Annotated in this window: 20 protein-coding genes and 1 pseudogene; 11 read left to right on the top strand and 10 right to left on the bottom strand. The window is 66.4% G+C overall.

Features of this window, described 5'->3' with window-relative positions:
* Positions 1–40: 40 nt before the first annotated feature.
* Positions 41–1408 carry a replication initiation protein gene (locus tag F3J15_RS11965; protein ID WP_011353619.1) on the top strand — a complete coding sequence of 456 codons (1368 nt, stop codon included), beginning with the start codon at positions 41–43 and terminating at the stop codon, positions 1406–1408.
* Positions 1409–1498: 90 nt separating this feature from the next.
* On the opposite strand, the gene F3J15_RS11960 is transcribed toward F3J15_RS11965, so the two are convergent.
* From F3J15_RS11960 to F3J15_RS11950, 3 genes are all read right to left on the bottom strand, one after another.
* Positions 1499–2560 carry a ParB/RepB/Spo0J family partition protein gene (locus tag F3J15_RS11960; RefSeq protein WP_166891106.1) on the bottom strand — a complete coding sequence of 354 codons (1062 nt, stop codon included), beginning with the start codon at positions 2558–2560 and terminating at the stop codon, positions 1499–1501.
* Between the two features lie 23 nt (positions 2561–2583).
* Entirely contained in the window at positions 2584–3246 is a 663-nt protein-coding gene (parA, locus tag F3J15_RS11955; protein WP_011353621.1) for a ParA family partition ATPase, read from the bottom strand.
* Between the two features lie 101 nt (positions 3247–3347).
* A complete protein-coding gene (locus F3J15_RS11950) occupies positions 3348–4082 on the bottom strand; it encodes a hypothetical protein (RefSeq protein ID WP_166891104.1) in 735 nt (244 codons plus the stop codon).
* A 391-nt stretch (positions 4083–4473) separates the two neighbouring features.
* Here F3J15_RS11950 and arsC point away from each other — a divergent pair, with 391 nt between their 5' ends.
* Entirely contained in the window at positions 4474–4833 is a 360-nt protein-coding gene (gene arsC / locus F3J15_RS11945; RefSeq protein ID WP_166891101.1) for an arsenate reductase (glutaredoxin), read from the top strand.
* 138 nt (positions 4834–4971) lie between these two features.
* Here arsC and F3J15_RS11940 read toward each other — a convergent pair whose 3' ends face one another.
* Both F3J15_RS11940 and F3J15_RS11935 read right to left on the bottom strand, forming a co-directional pair.
* Positions 4972–5193 (bottom strand): zf-HC2 domain-containing protein, encoded by a 222-nt coding sequence (locus tag F3J15_RS11940; protein ID WP_166891097.1) that lies wholly within the window; start codon positions 5191–5193, stop codon positions 4972–4974.
* Positions 5171–5770, bottom strand: a complete 600-nt coding sequence (locus F3J15_RS11935) for an RNA polymerase factor sigma-70 (RefSeq protein ID WP_069252807.1) — start codon at positions 5768–5770, stop codon at positions 5171–5173. The genes F3J15_RS11940 and F3J15_RS11935 overlap by 23 nt, the downstream gene beginning before the upstream one ends.
* 368 nt (positions 5771–6138) lie before the next feature.
* Here F3J15_RS11935 and F3J15_RS11930 point away from each other — a divergent pair, with 368 nt between their 5' ends.
* Positions 6139–6693 (top strand): NAD(P)H-dependent oxidoreductase, encoded by a 555-nt coding sequence (locus F3J15_RS11930; RefSeq protein ID WP_069252806.1) that lies wholly within the window; start codon positions 6139–6141, stop codon positions 6691–6693.
* Between the two features lie 52 nt (positions 6694–6745).
* On the opposite strand, the gene F3J15_RS11925 is transcribed toward F3J15_RS11930, so the two are convergent.
* Together F3J15_RS11925 and F3J15_RS11920 are read right to left on the bottom strand one after the other, a co-directional pair.
* A complete protein-coding gene (locus F3J15_RS11925) occupies positions 6746–9004 on the bottom strand; it encodes a hybrid sensor histidine kinase/response regulator (protein WP_166891094.1) in 2259 nt (752 codons plus the stop codon).
* Positions 9005–9111: 107 nt separating this feature from the next.
* Positions 9112–9453: a hypothetical protein gene (locus tag F3J15_RS11920; RefSeq protein ID WP_083266192.1), complete on the bottom strand. Its 342-nt coding sequence runs from the start codon at positions 9451–9453 to the stop codon at positions 9112–9114.
* 20 nt (positions 9454–9473) lie between these two features.
* Between F3J15_RS11920 and F3J15_RS11915 the strand changes: the two genes are divergently transcribed.
* From F3J15_RS11915 to F3J15_RS11905, 3 genes are read left to right on the top strand one after another with little or no spacing between them, the layout of a single operon-like run.
* Positions 9474–9842, top strand: a complete 369-nt coding sequence (locus F3J15_RS11915) for a response regulator (protein ID WP_039344648.1) — start codon at positions 9474–9476, stop codon at positions 9840–9842.
* On the top strand, positions 9835–10461 hold the full coding sequence (locus F3J15_RS11910; protein WP_069252804.1) for a chemotaxis protein CheC: 627 nt from the start codon (positions 9835–9837) through the stop codon (positions 10459–10461). Before F3J15_RS11915 ends, F3J15_RS11910 begins: the two co-directional genes overlap by 8 nt.
* On the top strand, positions 10458–11396 hold the full coding sequence (locus F3J15_RS11905) for a diguanylate cyclase (protein WP_166891091.1): 939 nt from the start codon (positions 10458–10460) through the stop codon (positions 11394–11396). The genes F3J15_RS11910 and F3J15_RS11905 overlap by 4 nt, the downstream gene beginning before the upstream one ends.
* 54 nt (positions 11397–11450) lie before the next feature.
* On the opposite strand, the gene F3J15_RS11900 is transcribed toward F3J15_RS11905, so the two are convergent.
* A complete protein-coding gene (locus F3J15_RS11900) occupies positions 11451–12335 on the bottom strand; it encodes an alpha/beta fold hydrolase (protein WP_166891088.1) in 885 nt (294 codons plus the stop codon).
* 175 nt (positions 12336–12510) lie between these two features.
* Here F3J15_RS11900 and F3J15_RS11895 point away from each other — a divergent pair, with 175 nt between their 5' ends.
* From F3J15_RS11895 to F3J15_RS11875, 5 genes are all read left to right on the top strand, one after another.
* Positions 12511–12843 carry a hypothetical protein gene (locus F3J15_RS11895; RefSeq protein WP_166891085.1) on the top strand — a complete coding sequence of 111 codons (333 nt, stop codon included), beginning with the start codon at positions 12511–12513 and terminating at the stop codon, positions 12841–12843.
* 246 nt (positions 12844–13089) lie between these two features.
* Complete coding sequence (hpnD, locus tag F3J15_RS11890) at positions 13090–13938, top strand: presqualene diphosphate synthase HpnD (protein ID WP_166891082.1); 849 nt, start codon at positions 13090–13092, stop codon at positions 13936–13938.
* Positions 13939–13951: 13 nt separating this feature from the next.
* Positions 13952–15205, top strand: coding sequence for a hydroxysqualene dehydroxylase HpnE (hpnE, locus tag F3J15_RS11885; protein WP_166891079.1), 1254 nt, complete (start codon positions 13952–13954; stop codon positions 15203–15205).
* Positions 15206–15220: 15 nt separating this feature from the next.
* On the top strand, positions 15221–17194 hold the full coding sequence (shc, locus tag F3J15_RS11880; RefSeq protein WP_069252799.1) for a squalene--hopene cyclase: 1974 nt from the start codon (positions 15221–15223) through the stop codon (positions 17192–17194).
* 51 nt (positions 17195–17245) lie between these two features.
* A complete protein-coding gene (locus tag F3J15_RS11875; RefSeq protein WP_205190787.1) occupies positions 17246–17902 on the top strand; it encodes a phosphorylase in 657 nt (218 codons plus the stop codon).
* Positions 17903–18016: 114 nt separating this feature from the next.
* On the opposite strand, the gene F3J15_RS11870 is transcribed toward F3J15_RS11875, so the two are convergent.
* Both F3J15_RS11870 and F3J15_RS11865 read right to left on the bottom strand, forming a co-directional pair.
* On the bottom strand, positions 18017–18991 hold the full coding sequence (locus F3J15_RS11870) for a VacJ family lipoprotein (RefSeq protein ID WP_166891076.1): 975 nt from the start codon (positions 18989–18991) through the stop codon (positions 18017–18019).
* A pseudogene (locus tag F3J15_RS11865) lies at positions 18984–19932 on the bottom strand (RND transporter); the annotation flags it as partial. The gene F3J15_RS11870 and the pseudogene F3J15_RS11865, both read right to left, overlap by 8 nt.

Raw genomic sequence — 19932 nt, 5'->3', positions numbered from 1 at the left:
GGCGCTATCCTTCCGGGAAACTTCTCCTCCGACCCGACGTATGGCCACGACGAAGCGCGCCAAGAAAACCGATGTGGATGTGGTGAGTGCCAGTTCAGCCGAATTGCGGAAGGCCGTCGAGGCGATCGCAATTCAGCCGAAGAGCGGCAAGATCACGCTCCTCACTCGCAAGCTGTTCAATGTCCTGCTGGCCGTGGCGCAGCAGGCCGACGACTCGGGCGATACGTATCGCGCGCTGCTGTCGGACATCGTTGCCAACTCCGCCTTTGATTCGAACGACACCGCGCTGGTGAAGGAACACCTGCGCCGTATGGTGTCGGTGCAGGTCGAATGGAGCACGGGGACGTCGAGCCAGAAGCCGGGCCGCAAGTGGGGGATCTCGACGCTGATCGCCGATGCGGAAATTCTCGAGGATCCGGCGACCCGTCGCGTGTGGGTCGAATTCTCGTTTGCGCCGAAGATCAAGAAGAAGCTGCTCGACCCGGTCCAGTATGCGCGTCTGAGCCTGCAGTTCCAGAGCCAGCTGCGCAGCAGCGCCGGTCTCGCGCTGTACGAAATCTGCGTGCGCTACCTGACGAACCCGAGCCACCTGACGATGCGCGAGCCGTGGGAATGGTGGCGGCCGATCCTGTCGGGCACGCCCGACACGGAAGCCGGCGACGAGGCGAAGCGCGAGTACAAGTACTTCAAGCGCGACTATCTGCGTCCCGCGATCGCGGAAGTCAACGCGGTCACCAACATCTTCGTCGAACTGATCGAGCACCGTGAAGGGCGCCGGGTTGCGGAGATCCAGTTCCGCGTGACCGAACGCAAGCAGCCGATGCTCGCGCTCGACGAACACCCGAATGTGTTCGACAGCACGCTGGTCGACCGGATGGTGAAGCTCGGGATTCCGTTGAAGGAAGCGCAGACGCTCTATGCGGACAGCGAGGAGAACCGCATTCGTGCCGCACTGCAGATGACCGAGCAGCGGATGCGCAGCACCACGCTGCCGCCGGTGCGCAGCGCGCCGGCGTTGTTCAAGGATGCACTGAAGAAGGGTTATGCGCCGCCGGTCGAGTCGGTCGACGCGCTGCCTGCCGGCACGCCGTCCCCGAAGATTGCAGCGGCCCAGCCGGACGATCTGAAGGCGCGCCTGCTGAGCGAGTTCGCGGCGTTCCGCCGCAAGGAAGCGAAGGTGCTGTACGAAGAGCAGGGCGACGCGGAGCGCGAAGTGGCACGCGAGTCGTTCGAATCGGAGGCGCTGCCGACGATGGGCACGCATCTGCGCGATGACTGGCGCAAGCGCGGCCTCGATTCCAAGCTGGCGGAGACGGCCTTTTTCGATTGGCTGGCCCAGAGGACCTGGGGCGAGCCGACGGACGGCGACCTGCTGTCGTTCACGCTGAATCAGTCGCGGGCCGCCTGAGGCCCCCTCAGGCCCGCTGACGGGCCGCCGCCGGCCCCGCCCTCGATTGGCGGGCCCGGCGTCCTCACCAGGCCCTGCGGGCCGTTTCCATCACTCCGACAACAGCATCCGCTCGAGCTGCTCGAGGATCGCGTCGCGCTTGTCCTTCGGGAGACCGCGCAGGCGCAATTCGATGCGATCTTCGCCATACGACTTCAGGTCGCCGACCGACTTGCCGCCGAGCTTGATCTCGAGACGCTGCGCATAGCGCTGACGGCCCGTGGCCTTCGGCGTTTCCTGCGCCGCGACGCGGCCCTTGACGATGTCCGACACCTGGCGCGTGCTGAGATCGTCGGACACGATCTTGTTGATCAGCCGCAGCGTCGCCTCGGTGCCGCGCGCATTGTGATATCGGCCGACCTGATACGCCATGTTCGAACCGAAGCGATCAGGGCGCGCGACCATTTCCTGCATGATCGCTTCCGGCAGCTTGCCGATCGACAGTGCGACGGCCACCGTCGATTCGTCGAGGCCGAGGTGCTCGGAGAGCTCCTTCTGGCTCTGGAAATGCTTGTCGTCGAGGAAGCGGCGCCACACGACGGCGTTGTCGAACACCGTTTGTGAATCGCGCTGGACGTTGAGATCGTAGCCGAGCTTGTAGCTCTGGATGCCGATCGGCACGTCGATCACGATCGCCTTGACCGATTCCTTGTTCGCTTCCTTCAGTGCCCGCACGCGGCGGCCGCCGTCGCTGACGAAATACGTGCCCGGGTTCTCATAGTCCGGAATCACGTGGATCGCCTGCTGCTGCCCTTGCTTTGCGAGGTTGACCGCGAGTTCGGCGATCGACGACTTCAGATAGAAGTGCCGCGGATTGAACGGGCTATGCTTGATCGCCTTCAGCGGCAGCTCGATCACCTGTCCCGGCGCATAGCGGTTCTCGAGACGCCACGCGCGATATTGCGCCGATTCATCGATCGACGGATCGAGCGTGAGTTCAGGAGCGGGCGGCGGCGCGATGTCTTTCTTCGCCGATTTGGTCGGTGCCGGAGTGGGCGTGTCGGACTTGACGATGCCGTCGATCGCATTGAGTCGATCGAGCGCCGTACGCTTCTCGCTCGTCGTGATATCCGGGCGCGCTTGGAATCCTTTGGCAAATTGGGAGGGTTTCATGTGACTCCTTTGTGCGCATAAAGTCAGGGCAGCATGGCGACGATTTCGTCGGCGCATGCGCGAATTTCTGCGGCGGCCAGCTTGCCGCCACGATCGTTCATCTGCAGCACGGTCTGACCGAGCGCCATCGCCTGCTTGTACGCCTCCCGGGTCGGGATCTGCGTTTTCAGCAACGGGAAGCCGAGTTCCTCGAGCGCACGCTTGAGCTCGCGGGTCAGCATGCGCTTCTCTTCGGTCTTGTTCAGCAGGAAGACGGCGCGGAGGTCTTCGTTCATGACCTGCGCCTGCTGGATCAGTTTGACCAGCCCGACGCTCGACCAGTAATCCGCCGGCGACGACGACGTCGGGATCACGGCAATCGATGCGGCCAACAGGACCACGCCCGATACCTTCTCGGTGATCGACGGCGGGCAGTCCACGACGATGATGTCGTAGTCGTTGATGAACTTCTTGATCTCGCGATGGATCTGGCCATCGGCTTCGGCCAGGTTGACGACCGGAAACGGAATGCCGGTGTCGCTGTCGCCGGATGCGCTCGACCAGTGAACCAGTGTGTTTTGACGGTCTGCGTCGATGACGAGGACGCGCTTCCCTTTTTCATGGAACGCGGCACCGAGGTGCATGGCAATCGTGCTTTTGCCGACGCCACCTTTTTGTTGAGTGACTGCAATGATTTCCGCGGCCAATTTTCACTCCTATTTTGGTCGTTGGAATTCTACAGGACGATATTTGGATTTCAATGAAATTGTCGTTCAACAACTACGTATTGGCCATTTGGGCTATCGGTTTATGCGCATAAACGAACCGACGATGGCTGATGACTCGATCGCATGGTGTAGCGTATGCCTGAGAGGTCGGTGAGCGACTCGGTGGGGTTCCAAGTGGTGTCGTCGGTGTGAGTAGCGAGTTGCCGCGCGTGCCGCGTGCACTGCCCTATCGCTCGATGGAGTCGCGTCGGCTGAGAGCTGGAGAGTTTGTGCGCATAAACTCTCCGCGGAAACCGTGGCGCGCGATCGTGCCGGGAGGGCAGGTGCTTCTGATCGTAGTTTGTGAGTGGTACACCCTGGCTGGGTATGCAGCATCGAGATATACCACTCGACCTGCGTACGTCGACCCGACGCGCTATCCAGGCGCTACGTTTATGCGCATAAACCGCGAGCGATAGACGGCGAGTAACGAAGGTCGCCTCCCGACCGCACCGGAATCCAGTGCCGGGCGACCGACTTGCGAGGCAGCATACCGACGCAGCAATCCCACCGAGCAGGATCCCACCGAGCAGGATCACACCGAGCAGGATCCCACCGAGCAGGATCCCACCGAGCAGGATCACACCGAGCAGGATCACACCGAGCAGGATCACACCGAGCAGGATCACACCGAGCAGGATCACACCGAGCAGGATCCCACCGAGCAGCATCCCACCGAGCAGCATCCCACCGAGCAGCATCCCACCGAGCAGCATCCCACCGAGCAGCATCCCACCGAGCAGCATCCCACCGAGCAGCATCCCACCGAGCAGCATCCCACCGACGCCCCTGCATTCACCGCTCCGCGAATTGCGAGGTCCCCGTGCTCGGCAGTCGCCCGCTTTATGCGCATAAACCAGCCGTCCTACGGCGCCACCGGCTACGCCCTTTACAGACCGAACCCCACCGTATTGGCCACACATGCAGACCTTTATTCATCATCCCGCGATAGCGTCCTGTCCTGCTCGCCTTTATGCGCATAAACTCACCAATTCATTGAAGCGCATTCCGATCAACACTCCCCTCTCGCGATCCATCGCACCGACTCATCCACGTGGCGTTACGAAGCAGCGAATCCGCGCCCGATCTCCCGATTCCTCGTCGCCTGCCCCACCAAGCCCCCAATACAGACTGGCTACAATACAGGGCTCTACCTTCCAGGCCTGAATGATGACCACGATCTACCACAACCCCCGATGCTCGAAGTCGCGCGAGACGCTTGCGTTGGTCGAGTCGCTGAATACCACCGGTGCGCCGTTGAATGTCGTCGAGTACCTGAAGACGCCGCCGACGGTCGAGGAACTGGAAGCGCTGCATCGGCAGCTTGGCCGCCCGGTTCGCGACATGCTTCGCGACGGTGAGGAGCCGTACAAGGCGCTGAATCTGGCCCGCGCCGATCTGACCGATGCGGAAGCCTATGCGGCAATTGCCGCTCATCCGATTTTGCTGCAGCGACCCATCGTCGTTTATCGCGGCAAGGCCGCCATCGGCCGGCCGCCCGAATCGGTGCAGGCGCTGTTCGAATAATTCTTGCCCGTCGTATTTTTCTGATTGCGTCAGCCCGGTGCAAGCACTAGCGCGAGCATCGGCAATCGAAGCCCGCTCGCTCGATCACCGGGCAATACACGACCACGGCCCTGACGATCGCGGTCACGCGATCCGGGCCTAGCCTTCCCCGGACGACACTCCGTCATCACCCGGGGCAGGCCCCCGCCCCGCCGCCGCTTTCGCGGCCGTCCGCAGCAGCGCGATCTGCCCGCGATAGGCTCTGCAGCCACTACAGGTCGGCAGGTGTATGCGCACCTGCAGGCGCTCATGCAGGGTCAGATGCCGATCGAGCGCATCCGACAGCAATCGCGTCACGTCAGTACATTTCCCCGGCAGCATCTTCGGTCGTCAGTCCTTGTTCGCTCAGGCAGGTTCGCAGGCGCGTGCGCGCCCGGTAAAGCAGCACGCTGCAATGATTCGTCGTCAGCGTCAATTCGCTGCAGATGTCCGTCATTTCGAAGTCGAGGAATTCGCGCATCATGAACACGCGCCCGATCTGCTCCGGCAGATGATCGAGGCAGGCCTCGAACAGCGTCCAGAACTGCTGCTGCTGCAACAGCGTTTCGGGGCGTGGCCACGGTCGCGGCTTCGCGTGCGCGGCCCAGTGCCCGTTTTCCTTGAACAGCTCGCGATCGAGCACCGACTCGCCGTCCAGCTCGGCATCGAGCGCGGACAAGCTCACCGTCCGCTGCCGCGCGCGCAGCACGTCGATCAGCTTGTTGCGCAGGATGCCGAACACCCAGGTCTTGTGCGCCGACAGCCCCGCGAAATCGCCCGCATGCGACCACGCGGCGGCGAGCGCTTCCTGCACGGCGTCTTCGGCCGCATCGGCATCACGGAGCTGGAGCCGCGCGAAGCGCAGCAGGTCGCGCCGCAGTTGGGCGAGATAAACGGGATCGTCGTAGGCGGACGGCATGGGTGGGTTGCAAGTGTCTCGAGGCGATCGCGCGTGCGTCACAGGGCAGGCGCATCGCAGTGCGAGCAGCTTACTGGGCGCGGTGCCGGCCTGCAATGCATGTTCCGACACGAATTCATGAAACCGGCCGGCGCGCTGCGCTATGCTTGCCGAACCCTGTGTCGCGTGTCGGCAACGACCCGCGGTAGGCAATCTGTAACGTCAGAACATCACGGCCGACTTATCCACAATTTCTGTGGAAAACCTTGTGGAAAGTCGGCCGGACGGCCCCGTGGGGCGGTTCGCGGGCTGGCTTGCCTATAAACAGACCTTTGTCGCCCGTTCGGAAGCAATCGATCCGATTCCTCACTCACCGGAAGGAGAATGCCATGTCCTATCGCATTGCTGTGGTCGTCGGCAGCCTGCGTCGCGCTTCGTGGAACCGCGCGCTCGCACACGCCGTGATCTCGCTCGCCCCCGCCGATTTCTCGTTCGAGTTCGTCGAGATCGGCGAGCTGCCGCTGTACAGCCAGGACTACGACGCGGATTTCCCGGAAGTCGCGAAGCGCTTCAAGCAGTCGATCGAGGCCGCCGACGCGCTGCTGTTCGTCACGCCCGAGTACAACCGCTCGATTCCGGGCGTGCTGAAGAATGCGCTGGACTGGGGCTCGCGCCCGTGGGGTTCCAACTCGTGGTCGGGCAAGCCGGGTGCCGTGCTCGGCACGTCGCCGGGTGCGACGGGCACCGCGCTCGCGCAGCAGCACCTGCGCAACGTGCTCGCGTATCTCGACGTGAAGACGCTCGGGCAGCCCGAGATGTTCATCAAGCACGATCCGGCACGCATCGACGACCAGGGGCAGATCGTCAGCGAAGACACCCGCAAGTTCCTGCAGGGCTTCGTCGATCGCTACACGGGCTGGGTGCGGTTGCTGAAGTCGGCCTGAGCGCCACACCCGATCATGCCGCCGGCACCGGCGCTGGCCCGCACGCAGCGGGTCACGTGCTGGCGTGCCGCGCGTGTCGTGCATCGCGCGCTTCACGGATGCCCAGCAGGATCTCGTCGAGCAGCGCGATGTCGAACGGCTTCGACAGCACGCGGACGTTGACGGTGCGCGTGCGGTCGAGCTCCTCCGCGTAACCCGTGACGAGTATCACGGGCAGTTTCTCCGGCCGCTGTTCGACCGCTTCGGCGAGGTCGATGCCGTTCAGGCGGCCCGGCATGTGGATATCCGAAATCACGAGATCGAACGCGTCGTTCGCGGCCGCGCCTTCGATCAGGCGCAACGCGTCGTCGGCGGTGGGCGCGTAGGTCACGCGGTGCCCGAGCAGCGACAGCAGCGCTTCGGTGCCGGCCGCGACTTCGCCGTTGTCCTCGACGAGCAGCACGTGCAGCCCGGCGATCGCCCCCGCCCCCGTTTCGTGCACGACCGCCGGCGGCCGCGCGACGACATCCTCGACGCGTGCGCGCGGCAGGTAGAGTCGCACCGACGTGCCGGCGCCGACCGCGCTGTCGATCGTCGCGAGGCCGCCCGAGCGTTCGCAGAACGCGAACACCTGCGGCAGGCCGAGCCCCGTCCCCATCCCCTGCACCTTCGTCGTGAACAGCGGCTCGAACGCGCGCGCGAGCACGTCGGGCGCCATGCCCGAACCCGTATCGTCGAGCGAGATCTGCACGAAATCGCCGGTGAGCGGAAAACCGTCCTCGCGACGCAGCGTCACGTTGCGCGCGCCGACCGTGAAGCGGCCGCCGGTCGTCATCGCGTCGCGCGCGTTGACCGCGAGGTTGATCACCGCGAGCTCGAGCTCCGCGACGTCGACGCGGATCGGCCAGACACCGGGCTCGATCGCGACGACCAGCGACGATTTCGAACCGAGCGATGTCTTCAGCAATTCGCGGCACGTGTCGACCCATTGTCCGACGTCGATCGTTTCGTTGTGCAGCGGCTGCTTGCGCGCGACACCGAGGAGCTGGCGCGTGAGCGACTGCCCGTTCTTCAGCGCGCGTTCGATCGCGCCGAGTTCCTTGTCGAGATGCTGGACCCCGCGCCGCCGCGCGATCTGCACGTTGCTCGAGATGATCATCAGCAGGTTGTTGAAGTCGTGCGCGACGCTGCCGACGAGGTTGCCGAGCGCCTGCATCTTGCGCGACTGCCGGTACGCCGATTCGATCGAGCGCCGCATCGACGCTTCGGCCTGCCAGCGGTCCCACGCCTCCTCTTCCGCCTTCAGTCGCTTGAGCGACAGCCAGATCACGGACCACAGCGCGACCGACGGCGCGAACATCGAGAGGAACAGCACGCTCAGGTGTTCGTACCATTCATGCCAGATCGCCGATGTGCGGTACGAGCACGTCACGTAGACGGGATAGCTGCCGACCTGGCGATACGCGACGATCTCGCTGCTCGCGCCGTCGTGGCGCACGCGCACGACGCCGGCGCGCGGATCGTTGCGCGCGTCGCCGAACGTGATGGCGCGATCGGTGTGCGCGAGTGCCGGCGGCGGCGGATACGACGCGATCACCGCGCCGTCCGAGCGCGCGAGCGCCATTGTCATCGGCGTGCTCGCTCCGCCGAGCAGGTCGCGGTAGAACGCGTTGAAATACGACGACTTCAGCGCGATCGACACCATCCCGGCGAACGAACCGTCGCTATGGCGCCGCGCGACGCCCGTGTTGAACACGGGAATGTTCTCGAGCTTGAGCGGCCCCATCATCAGCCGCGAGATGTGTTCGATGACCTTGCCATCGCGGATGCCGGCGAAGTCGTCGCGGTTCGCGATCGACGCATAGGGCGCCGGATAGTAGAGGCTGTTCGCGAGCAGCATCCCGCTCGCGCCGAAGATCGACACGGCGGCCACCTGCGGATAGCCGCCGCCGATCGTGTTCAGCGCTTCGTGGATGTCGGACTCCCGGTTGCGCACGGTCGCGTCGTCCATGTCCTGCACGAGATCGACGATGCGCGCATCGAGCGTCTCGCTCAGGTCGAACACCTTGAGCGCGTGCTCCTCGGCCACCCGCACCGTGCGCATCGTCACGTCGCTTGCAGCGGCCTCGCGCGTCTTCAGGTCGTTGTACGCCATCACCACGACGTAGATGCACGGCAGCACGATCGCCGCGACGAGCAGCACGATCAGCGTCACGCGACGCACCGCGAAATCGTGCTCGGGCGCACCGGACGCATAGGTGCCGTCGTCCTGCCAGTCGTCGGCGGGCGGAGAGGCGGGAGCGTGGGAATCGGCGGGCCGGTCGGACGTCATCGAGGAAGCGGGTGAAGCGGAAGTGTCTGCCATCATAAACGAGTTGCGACGGCCCGCCGCACGGCCCCGGACGTCAGCCATCCTGTCGATTTCGACAGGGGAAATTGTCAGATTGAAAACGCGACGAATCCGGCAGCGCAAACGTACACAAGGAAAAATTTTGCGTACTTATCTCGAAAATGGTCGTGGCTGTTTTCGGAATGGCGCGTGTTCGGACCAATTCTGTTCGAAATGGTGAAAATGGCGAGTTGCATCGCCTCCGGTTTACTCAGAGAATCGCGCCTTGCTTTCCCTATGACAGATATATGCGCCCGCCGGTGTTCGCCGCGCGGTGCGTCGCGCGCACCCGCGCCGCGGCGCCCGCGCGCGGCCGCCAGACGGTTGCCCGCACCCGAACGCATGGCGCCTAAAGAAGTGCGCCGCGCGGTCGTTAACGCGAGAGAGACCATTCCGTATACCGCATCGCCCCATGCCTTTGCCGATTGTAATTGCCGACGATTCGCTGCTCGCTCGCAAACTTCTGACAAAGGCGCTGCCGGGAGGCTGGGACGTCGAAGTCGCGTACGCCGCGAATGGTCGAGAGGCTCTGGCGCTCTATCGTGACGGCAAAGCTTCCGTGATGTTTCTGGACCTGACGATGCCCGACATGAGCGGATATCAGGTTCTCGAGACACTGCGCCACGAAGATCTGAACACGTTCGTGATCGTGGTATCCGCCGATATTCAGCCGCAGGCGCAAGCACGCGTGCGCGAATTGGGCGCGATCGCATTCGTAGCCAAGCCCGTGACGTCGGAGGCATTGCTGCCCATTCTCAAGGAGTATGGGTTGTATGCCTGACTCGGTGTTCACGGCGGAGCAACGCGACGCGTTGCAGGAGATCGCCAACCTCGCAATGGGCCGCGCCGCCGCGCGGCTCGCGTTGTTGCTCGAGCACTTCATCGAGCTGTCGGTGCCGCGCGTGCGGGTCGTGAAAGCGACCGACGCGGGTGACGCGCTGCGCGAGATGACGGGCATTCACGACAACGTGACCGCCGTGCGTCAGGGTTTTCGTTCCGACATCAAGGGCGAAGCGATCGTGTTGTGCCGCACCGCGAGCATCGCGCGGCTCATGTCGGTCGTCGACCGCACGTTCGGCGATGGCGTGTACGGCGGGATGGCGACACCCGACGAAGTCGTGTTCGACGTCGCGAACGTGCTGATGGGCGCGTGCGTCGCGTCGATCCTCGACGAACTCGGCCGCAAGCCCGTGTTCTTTCCGCCGGGGCTGCTCGGCGCAAACGTGTCGTTCGACGACGTATTCCAGCCGACCGAGCTGGCATGGAGCGTGGCATTGCTGCTGGAAGTGAACTTCGGGCTCGAGGACCACGCGTTCCGGGCCCACTTCGTGATGCTGATGGCCGAGGATTCGATCCGGCTGATGGGCGACGCGCTCGACGCGTTGCTGTCCGCGCTATGACGGCCGCCACCTCGTCGCTGAGCGACCTCGTGATCGAGCGGGTGGGCTTCGGCCTGTTCGTGCTCGACCGCACGATGACCGTGCTGATGTGGAATCGCTTCATGCAGGACCACAGCGGCATCCCCGCCGCGGACGTGATCGGCCGCAACCTGTTCGACTGTTTTCCCGACCTGCCGCGCGCGTGGCTGTCGCGCAAGCTCGAGAGCGTGTTCCAGCTCGGCAGCTTCGCGTTCAGCTCGTGGGAGCAGCGGCCCTACCTGTTCCGCTTCGAGCACGACCGGCCGATCACGGGCGGCGTCGACTACATGCAGCAGGACTGCACGTTCATGCCGCTCACGCGCGGCCGCGACGTCGAAGCCGTGTGCGTGACGATCTCGGACGTCACGCATGTGAGCGTGATGCAGCGCGAGCGCGAGGAAGCGGTCGCGAAGCTGCGCGAGCACGCGAATCGCGATGGCCTGACCGGCATCGCGAACCGGCGCTTCTTCGAGGCGCGGCTCGGCGACGAATTCGCGCGCTGGCAGCGCTACGGCGGCGACATGTCGGTGCTGCTGTTCGATCTCGACCACTTCAAGACGATCAACGACCGTTTCGGGCATGCGGCCGGCGATGCCGTGCTGCGCGAGACCGCGCGTCGCGTCGCGTCGATCGTGCGCGCGCAGGATACGTTCGGCCGCTTCGGCGGCGAGGAATTCGCGCTGCTGCTGCCGTGCACGAATCTCGACGAGGCGATGCTGGTGGCCGACAAGGTGCGCGATGCGATCGGCAGCGTGCCGGTCGATGCCGAGGGGGTCAGCGTGCCGGTGACGGCGAGCGTCGGCGGCGCGTGTGCGAAGGCGGGCGCGCTGACCAGCGATGTGCTCGTCAACGAGGCCGACGCCGCGCTCTATCGCGCGAAGCGGCTCGGGCGCGATCGGTCGGTCGCGTACGCATAGGTAGCGCATCCGCCCCGCGGTGCGTGGCGCGGATGCCCTGGGCGCGTGCCGCGCTCAGCTTTTCGCGATGGCGGCCAGTACGCCGGCGAGCACGGCCGGCTGCGACATGAACGGCGAATGGCTGCTGTCGAGCTGGTGCACGTGGGTCGGGTTGCCGGGCGCGAACGCGTCGGCTTCGTCGATGAAGCGCTGCTGCAGCGCGGGCAGGATCACGCGATCCTGCAGGCACTTGATGTAGTGACGGTCGAGCGCGCCCCAGCGTGCGGCCGTCGTCGGGATCGCGGTCGCGAACGGCGCGGCCGGCACGTCGCAGCTCATCAGGTTCGCGACGGCCTCGAAGTCGGCCTGCGGCACGTCGTCGTACAGCGCGCGCTTCGCGAGTTCGCGATACGCAGCGTCGCCGCTGCGCGGATCGATGCGCAGCGCGCCGGCGACGCGCGGGCTCGCCAGCATCAGCGGGCCGAGCATTTCACCCTTGTTTTCAGGTGCGCGCACGTAATCGAGGCCCGGCACGCCCGACGCGGGCATGAAGGCCGCGAGATAGACGATCTTCGCGATCTTGTCCGGCGCGCGTTCAGCGGCCGCCGTGATCGCGAGGCCGCCCATGCTGTGCCCGACGAGCACGACCTTGCCGTGGCCGAGCGCGTACGCGTCGTCGACCGCCTGCATCACCTGCGTGGCGTAATCGTCGAGCGTCGTGTTCGCGACCGGCGACGGCTCGGCGCCGAACGCGTCCTTGTCGAGCGGGCGTGCGAAGTAGGAAGCGGGAAAGCGGGCATGGATGCCGTGCGCGGGCAGGTCACGCGCGATCGACAGGTGGCCGCGCGCGGCCAGCGCGGCCGCGACGTGCGCGTAGCACCACGCGCCGTGCCAGGCGCCGTGCACGAGCACGAAAACGGGATGATCGGACTGCGGGGTGGCGCTTGCGTTCGTCTCCATGGTGTCCGGGTCTTCAGATCTTGAGAAAGGTGTCATCTTAGACGAACCTGTATGCGCCCAGACGGGCCGGATTCGATCTGTTCCTCTTGTCTCGTACAGGCCACATTTCGTTCGTATCTGATTTGAATTTATCGCGAAGCACGCTACTTTGTTGCTTTGCCTGCGATTGCGCCCCATGAACGTCGACTATCTCTTCTACCGGAAGCCGGACAAGCCCGGCCCCTATTCGCTCGACGACCTCGGCGACATCGCGCCGCCGATCGGTCCCGGCGACCTGGTGCGTGCGGGCATCGCACGCGTGTTCGCGCAGATCGACTGGCAGGAATCGCCCGATGTGCCGGGCGCGTGGTTCGGCACGGGCGGCGCGACATTCCAGTTCACCGCGGAGCCCGACGGCCGCGTGACGAGCTTCATGGGCTCTCGCCTCGAACGCCGCTCGATGCTGCAGCTCACCCGCGAAATGGGGCTGATTGCGCTCGACCTGCAACGCGACATCGTTTACGGCTGACGCGCGGCCCGCGCCGGGTCCTGCCCGGGCCGGCCAACGGCTTCCGGCATGCCGCCGCACGCGGCGCGTGTCCGCCATCGAACTTCAAAGATTGCTATACTTTCGCCCAATTCCGGCTTCCGGCCGGTAATTTGTGCCTGTCTGCGTCGATCGTTCGCATATCTCGCACGCATTTGACACCCTGACCATCCCAGCCGGGCATGGCTTCTTCAATCGCCCCGCGTGGGTGTCTCCGTGGAGCTTGTCTTGGCCGTTTCCAATTCCGTCGTGGACGAACAAGAAACCGACGCCGCTGCCGTCACATCGGGCAGTTCTTTCTATCTTGCGATGCGCATCCTGCCGGCCGTGCAGCGCGATGCGATGTTCCAGGTCTACGCGTTTTGCCGCGCGGTCGACGACATCGCCGACAGCGACCTGCCGCGCGCCGAGCGCAACGCGGGCCTCGACCGCTGGCGCGCGGACATCGACGCGTGCTTCGCCGGCCGCCCGCCGCGCCACCTGGCCGCGCTCGACCGCGAGATCCGCGCATTCAACCTGCAGCGCGACGACTTCCACGCGATGATCGACGGGATGGCGATGGATGCGGTCGAAGACATCTGCGCACCCGACGAACCGACGCTCGACCTCTTCTGCGATCGCGTGGCGAGCGCGGCCGGCCGGCTGTCGGTGAGGATTTTCGGGATGCCGGAAGCCGAAGGGATCAAGCTGTCGCATCACCTCGGCCGCGCGCTGCAACTGACGAACATCCTGCGCGATATCGACGACGATGCGGCGATCAACCGTTGCTACCTGCCGCGCGAGCTGCTCGCGCGCGAAGGCATCGCGATCACCGACCCGGCGACGATCGTGCGCGATCCGGCGCTGCCGCGCGTGTGCGCGACGCTCGTCGAGCGCGCGCTCGAGCACTTCCGCCAGGCCGACGCGGTGATGGACACCTGCGCGCGTGCGCAGGTGAAGGCGCCGCGCATCATGTCGGGCGCGTATCGCTGCATTCTCGAAGCCGCGATCGCACGCGGCTTTGCCTTCCCGCGCGCACCGCTGCGCAAGCCGAAGGCGCGCATGCTGATGATCGCCGCGCGCTACGCGCTGTTCTGAGCCGACCGAGTCGATGCCCAGGACCGTCCACGTGATCGGCGCCGGCGTTGCCGGCCTGTCGGCCGCGGTCGAGCTGCAACGCCGCGGGCGACGCATCGTGCTGCACGACGCGCACGCGCATGCGGGCGGCCGCTGCCGCTCATGGTTCGACGGGACGCTGAACACGACGCTCGACAGCGGGCTGCACACGGTATTCGCGGGACAGCCGGCGACACAGCGCTACCTGCGTGCGATCGGCGCGGCCGACCAGCTCGTGGGGCCCGCACTGCCTGAATTCCCGGTCGTCGACGTCGCGTCGCAGCAGCGCTGGACGCTGCGCTTCGGCAACGGGCGCTGGCCGTCGTGGCTGTTCGATGCCGCGTCGCGCGCGCCGGACACGACGCCGCTCGACTACCTCGCGCTCGCCCCGCTCGCGTTCGCGCGCATGGGCCGCTCACTCGCACAGACGATGCGATGCGACGGCATGTTGTGGGAACGTTGGCTGCGGCCGTATTTCCTCGGTGTGCTGAACGTCGAGCCGCGTCACGCGAGCGCCGAGCTCGCGCGTGCGGCGCTGTGCGGCACGTTTCACGCGGGCGGCCCCGGCTGCCGTCCGCTCGTCGCGCGCCACGGCCTCGGCAGCGCATTCGTCGAACCGGCGCTGCGGATGCTGCAGCACGGCGGCGCGCAGATCCGGCTGAACTCGCGGCTCGACGCGTTCGAATTCGGCGCGCACGGCAACGCGGTCGATGCGGTTTCGGTCGGCGGCGAGCGGATCGATCTCGCGCCGGGCGACGCCGTCGTGCTGGCCGTGCCGCCCGAGGTCGCGCAGCCGCTCGTGCCCGAACTCACCGCGCCCGATACGTTCAGCGCGGTCGTGACCGCGTATTTCGCGGCTGAAGCGCTGGCCGGTCACCCGTTGCAGACGTCCGTGGTCAACGGTGTGGTTGATACGGTGCGCACCGGCGGCGGCCAGCTCGCGGCGACGATCCGCGACGCGGGCCGCTGGCTCGACACGCCGCGCGACACGCTCGCGCGACGCATCTGGGAAGACGTCGCGCGCGTGACCGGCGCGAACCCGGAAACCATCCCCGCGTGGCAGCTCGTCGTCGAGCCGCGCGCGGGCTTTGCGGCGGTGCCGTCGCAGGAAATGAAACGTCCGGCCGTGCGTACGCGCTGGACGAATCTTGTGCTGGCGGGCGACTGGATTGCCACCGGCTTGCCCGCCACGATCGAGGGTGCGATCCGCTCCGGCCAGCTGGCCGCGGACGTGCTCCAGACACAGTAAGTAAAAGAGGGACCGATGAACGATCTCACCGAAATGGCAACCCTGTCCGCCGGCGCCGTGCCGGCCGGCGTCGATACGGCCGTCGCGCGTGCGACCGACGCGCTGCTGGCCGCGCAGAACGCGGATGGCCACTGGGTCTACGAACTCGAAGCCGATTCGACGATTCCCGCCGAATACGTGCTGCTCGTCCACTATCTCGGCGAGACGCCGAACCTCGAGCTCGAACAGAAGATCGGCAAGTATCTGCGCCGCATCCAGCAGGCCGACGGCGGCTGGCCGCTGTTCACCGACGGCGCGCCGAACATCAGCGCGAGCGTGAAGGCGTATTTCGCGCTGAAGGTGATCGGCGACGACGAGAACGCCGAGCACATGCAGCGTGCGCGCCGCGCCATCCACGCGATGGGCGGCGCCGAGATGTCGAACGTATTCACGCGCATCCAGCTCGCGCTGTACGGCGCGATTCCGTGGCGCGCGGTGCCGATGATGCCGGTCGAGATCATGCTGCTGCCGCAGTGGTTCCCGTTCCATCTGTCGAAGGTGTCGTACTGGGCGCGCACCGTGATCGTGCCGCTGCTCGTGCTGAACGCGAAGCGCCCGCTCGCGAAGAACCCGCGCGGCGTGCGCATCGACGAGCTGTTCATCGATCCGCCCGTCAACGCCGGGCTGCTGCCGCGCCAGGGCCACCAGAGCGCCGGCTGGTTCGCGTTCTTCCGCGTGGTCGACCATGCGTTGCGCGCGGTCGACGGGTTGTTCCCGAACTACACGCGCGAACGCGCGATTCGCCAGGCCGTGTCGTTCGTCGACGAGCGCCTGAACGGCGAGGACGGCCTCGGCGCGATCTATCCGGCGATGGCCAACTCGGTGATGATGTACGACGCGCTCGGCTACGCGGAAGATCACCCGAACCGCGCGATCGCGCGCAAGTCGATCGAGAAGCTGCTCGTCGTGCACGATGACGAAGCGTATTGCCAGCCGTGCCTGTCGCCGGTGTGGGACACGTCGCTCGCCGCGCATGCGCTGCTCGAAACGCGCGACGCGCGCGCCGAGGATGCCGCGATCCGCGGCCTCGAATGGCTGCGCCCGCTGCAGATCCTCGACGTGCGCGGCGACTGGATCTCGCGCCGACCGCACGTGCGGCCCGGCGGCTGGGCGTTCCAGTACGCGAACGCGCACTACCCGGATGTCGACGATACGGCGGTGGTCGCGGTGGCGATGGAGCGCGCGCAGCAACTCAAGCAGAACGACGCGTATCGCGATTCGATCGCGCGGGCGCGCGAGTGGGTCGTGGGGATGCAGAGCAGCGACGGCGGCTGGGGCGCGTTCGAACCGGAAAACACGCAGTACTACCTGAACAACATCCCGTTCTCGGATCACGGCGCGCTGCTCGATCCGCCGACGGCCGACGTGTCGGGCCGCTGCCTGTCGATGCTGTCGCAGCTCGGCGAGACGCCGCTGAACAGCGAGCCGGCGCGTCGCGCACTCGACTACATGCTCAAGGAGCAGGAACCGGACGGCAGCTGGTATGGCCGCTGGGGGATGAACTACGTGTACGGCACGTGGACGGCACTGTGCTCGCTGAACGCGGCCGGCCTGACGCCAGACGATCCGCGCATGAAGCGCGGCGCGCAGTGGCTGCTGTCGATCCAGAACAAGGACGGCGGCTGGGGCGAGGACGGCGACAGCTACAAGCTCAACTATCGCGGTTTCGAGCAGGCGCCGAGCACCGCGTCGCAAACCGCGTGGGCGCTGCTCGGCCTGATGGCGGCCGGCGAGGTGAACAATCCGGCGGTGGCGCGCGGTATCGACTATCTGATCGCCGAGCAGAATGAAGAAGGCTTGTGGGACGAGACGCGCTTCACGGCGACGGGCTTCCCGCGCGTGTTCTATCTGCGCTACCACGGCTATCGCAAGTTCTTCCCGCTGTGGGCGCTTGCCCGCTATCGCAACCTGAAGCGCGACAACACGACGCGCGTGACGGTCGGGCTGTAACGCGTGGCGACGCAATCCACCGGCTCGTTGCCCGTCATCGCCGTGACGGGGATGGCGTTCGAGGCGCGCATCGCGCGCGGCGACGGCGTCGAAGCTGTCTTTGCCGCACGGGCCGACCGGCTCGAACGCGCGCTGACCGAGGCGACCGCACGCGGTTGCGCGGGCATCGTGAGCTTCGGCACGGCAGGTGGGCTCGCGCCCGACCTGGCACCCGGCGCGCTCGTGGTCGCGAGCGCGATCGACGGGCCGTTCGGCCGCGTCGAGACCGACGCGGGCTGGAGCGCACGGCTCGTCGCCGCGCTGCACGACACGCCGGTCTGGGCGCGCGTCACGCGCGGCACGATCGCGGCCGTCGGCGCACCGGTCATCAGCGAGCAGGAAAAGACGTCGCTGTATCGCGCGAAGGACGCGCTTGCCGTCGACATGGAGTCGCATATCGCGGCGGCCTTCGCGGCGGCGCGCGGCGTACCGTTCGCGGTGTGCCGCGCGATCGTCGATCCGGCGTGGCGCACGTTGCCGAGCGCGGCGACGGCCGGCCTGCGCGACGACGGCAGCACGGCAATCCTGCCGATCCTGCGCGAACTGCTGAAGCAGCCGTCGCAGCTCGGCCCGCTGCTGCAGGTCGCGAGCGATGCGCGCGCGGCGCGTACGACGCTGATCCAGGCGCGGCACGCGTTCGAGCGTGCGGGCGCGATGCGGATCGTCTGAGCGGCACGCGCCGCCTGTCTCGCCCTTCTCCCCCGGTTTTCCGTTTCTCGCGGACAAAAAAAGAGCGCTGCATCTGCAGCGCTCTTTGTCTTTGCGGCGACGGCCGTTGCAGCGTTACTGCTGCGCGGCCGGAGCGCTCGCAGGCGTCGCCGGTGCGACCGCCGATGCCGCAGCCGGTGCCGCCGCCGGTGCAGCGGCAGGCGCACTCGCCGGCATCGCATTGTCCGCACCCGGATCGTCGTACTGCGGTAATCCCGGCGCGGCCGGCGCGTTGTTCGGCGTAGCGCCCGATGCGCCGCCCGCATCGCCCGGATCCTCATAGTTCGGCAACCCCGGCACGGCCGGCGTCCCGGCCGGCACGGCGCCCGATTCACCCGGTTCGTTGTAGGTCGGCACCGTGGCCGACGACGACTGGCTGCGATACGTCAGCGACTTGCGCTGCTGCAGGTACGCGTCGCGCACGAACGAATACGGATCGAGCGCGGCCTGCTTCAGCAGGTCGGTCGCGCCGAGCAGGTCTGAACGCGCGCTGATGAACTGCGCGATGTACATCGGGTTGCGCGCGGCCGGCTCGATGTAGTTCAGCAGGTTGAAGCGCACGTCCACCGCACGGCCGACGCCGTCGCGGATCGTGCTCGGCCCGAACACGGGCAGCACGAGATACGGGCCCGACGGCACGCCCCAGCGCGCCATCGTCAGGCCGAAGTCCTGGTGATGCTTCGGCAGCCCGGCCGGCGTCGCGATGTCGATCAGGCCGGCGACGCCGAACACCGAGTTCATCGCCACGCGCATCAGATCCTCGGTGGCATCGGTGATGCGGAGCTGCAGCAGATTGTTCGCGATGTTGCCGAGATCGCCGAGGTTCGAGAAGAAGTTGCTGATCGCGGTGCGCACGGGCGTCGGCGTGACCTTCTGGTACCCCTTCGCGATCGGCTGGGCGATGTTCGTGTCGACGGTGTCGTTGAACTTGTACATCGCCCGGTTCATCGGCTCGAGCGGGTCGTTGGGGTTGCGGTTCGGTCCCGTCGCGCAGCCGGTCAGCGCTGCGCTGGCGGCAACGGTCGCCGCAATGATTCGCACCTTATTCATTGATTCCTTGCGATTGGTTCTTGGCGCGTTTGACGCGCGGTTTGCCCATCAGGACGGGCTGGAACACCACGGCGCCGATCAGCGTGCAGGTCAGGGCCAGCGCGAGCAGCTTGCCCATGCTCGACGTGCCCGGGTGGTGCGACAGCCACAGGCTGCCGAATGCGGTCGCCGTCGTCGCGGCGCTGAACAGGACGGCATGCGTGAGGCTCGAGTGCAGCAACCCGGTTTGCCCCGCGCGCCACGCCATCACGAAATACACCTTGAACGCGACGCCGACGCCGAGCATCAGCGGCAGCGCGATGATGTTCGCGAAGTTGAGCGACATGCCGAGCACGACGCACAGCTCGAGCGTCACGATACCCGACACGAGCAGCGGCACCAGCGTGCGCAGCACGTCGCCGAAGCGGCGCAGCGTGACCCACAGCAGGACCGTGATCGAGATAATCGACCACAGCGCCGCATGCAGGAACGCGTTGATGATCGTGTCGGCCGAATGCAGGATCGAGATCGGCCCGCCGGTCGTGCCCGGTTCCGCGGCTTTCACGGCCTTCGCGAAGCGGCGCAGCATCGTGTCGTCGCCCGGGTCGACGCCCTTCGGCACCTTCGGCGAGATCTGCACGAGCGCATGGCCGTCCGGCGCGACCCAGTCGCGCACGAGCTGCGGCGGCAGCGATTCGCGCGTGACGTCCTGCGGCTGCAGCAGCGACGCGAGCTGGTTGAGCGCGATGCGCAGCGTATCGGAGAACGCGCGTTCGGCGCGGTCGCGCGTCGCGGCATCCGCGGCGGCGAGTTTCGCGAGCGACGCCGACAGGTGCTGCGCGGCGGCCGCGCCCGGGCCCGGGTGATCTTCGGCCGCGTAGCTCAGCAGGTCCGACACGCGCTTGAGCGCGGCGACGCGCTGCACATCGGTCGCGGGCGGCGCGGGCGGCTGCGTCAGCGCA

It is taken from the genome of Burkholderia sp. Ap-955 (genome assembly GCF_011753045.1).
Classification (GTDB): Bacteria; Pseudomonadota; Gammaproteobacteria; order Burkholderiales; family Burkholderiaceae; genus Burkholderia; species Burkholderia lata_D.
The sequence above is the reverse complement of the archived record's forward strand: the minus strand, read 5'-3'. Positions and strand labels throughout refer to the sequence as shown.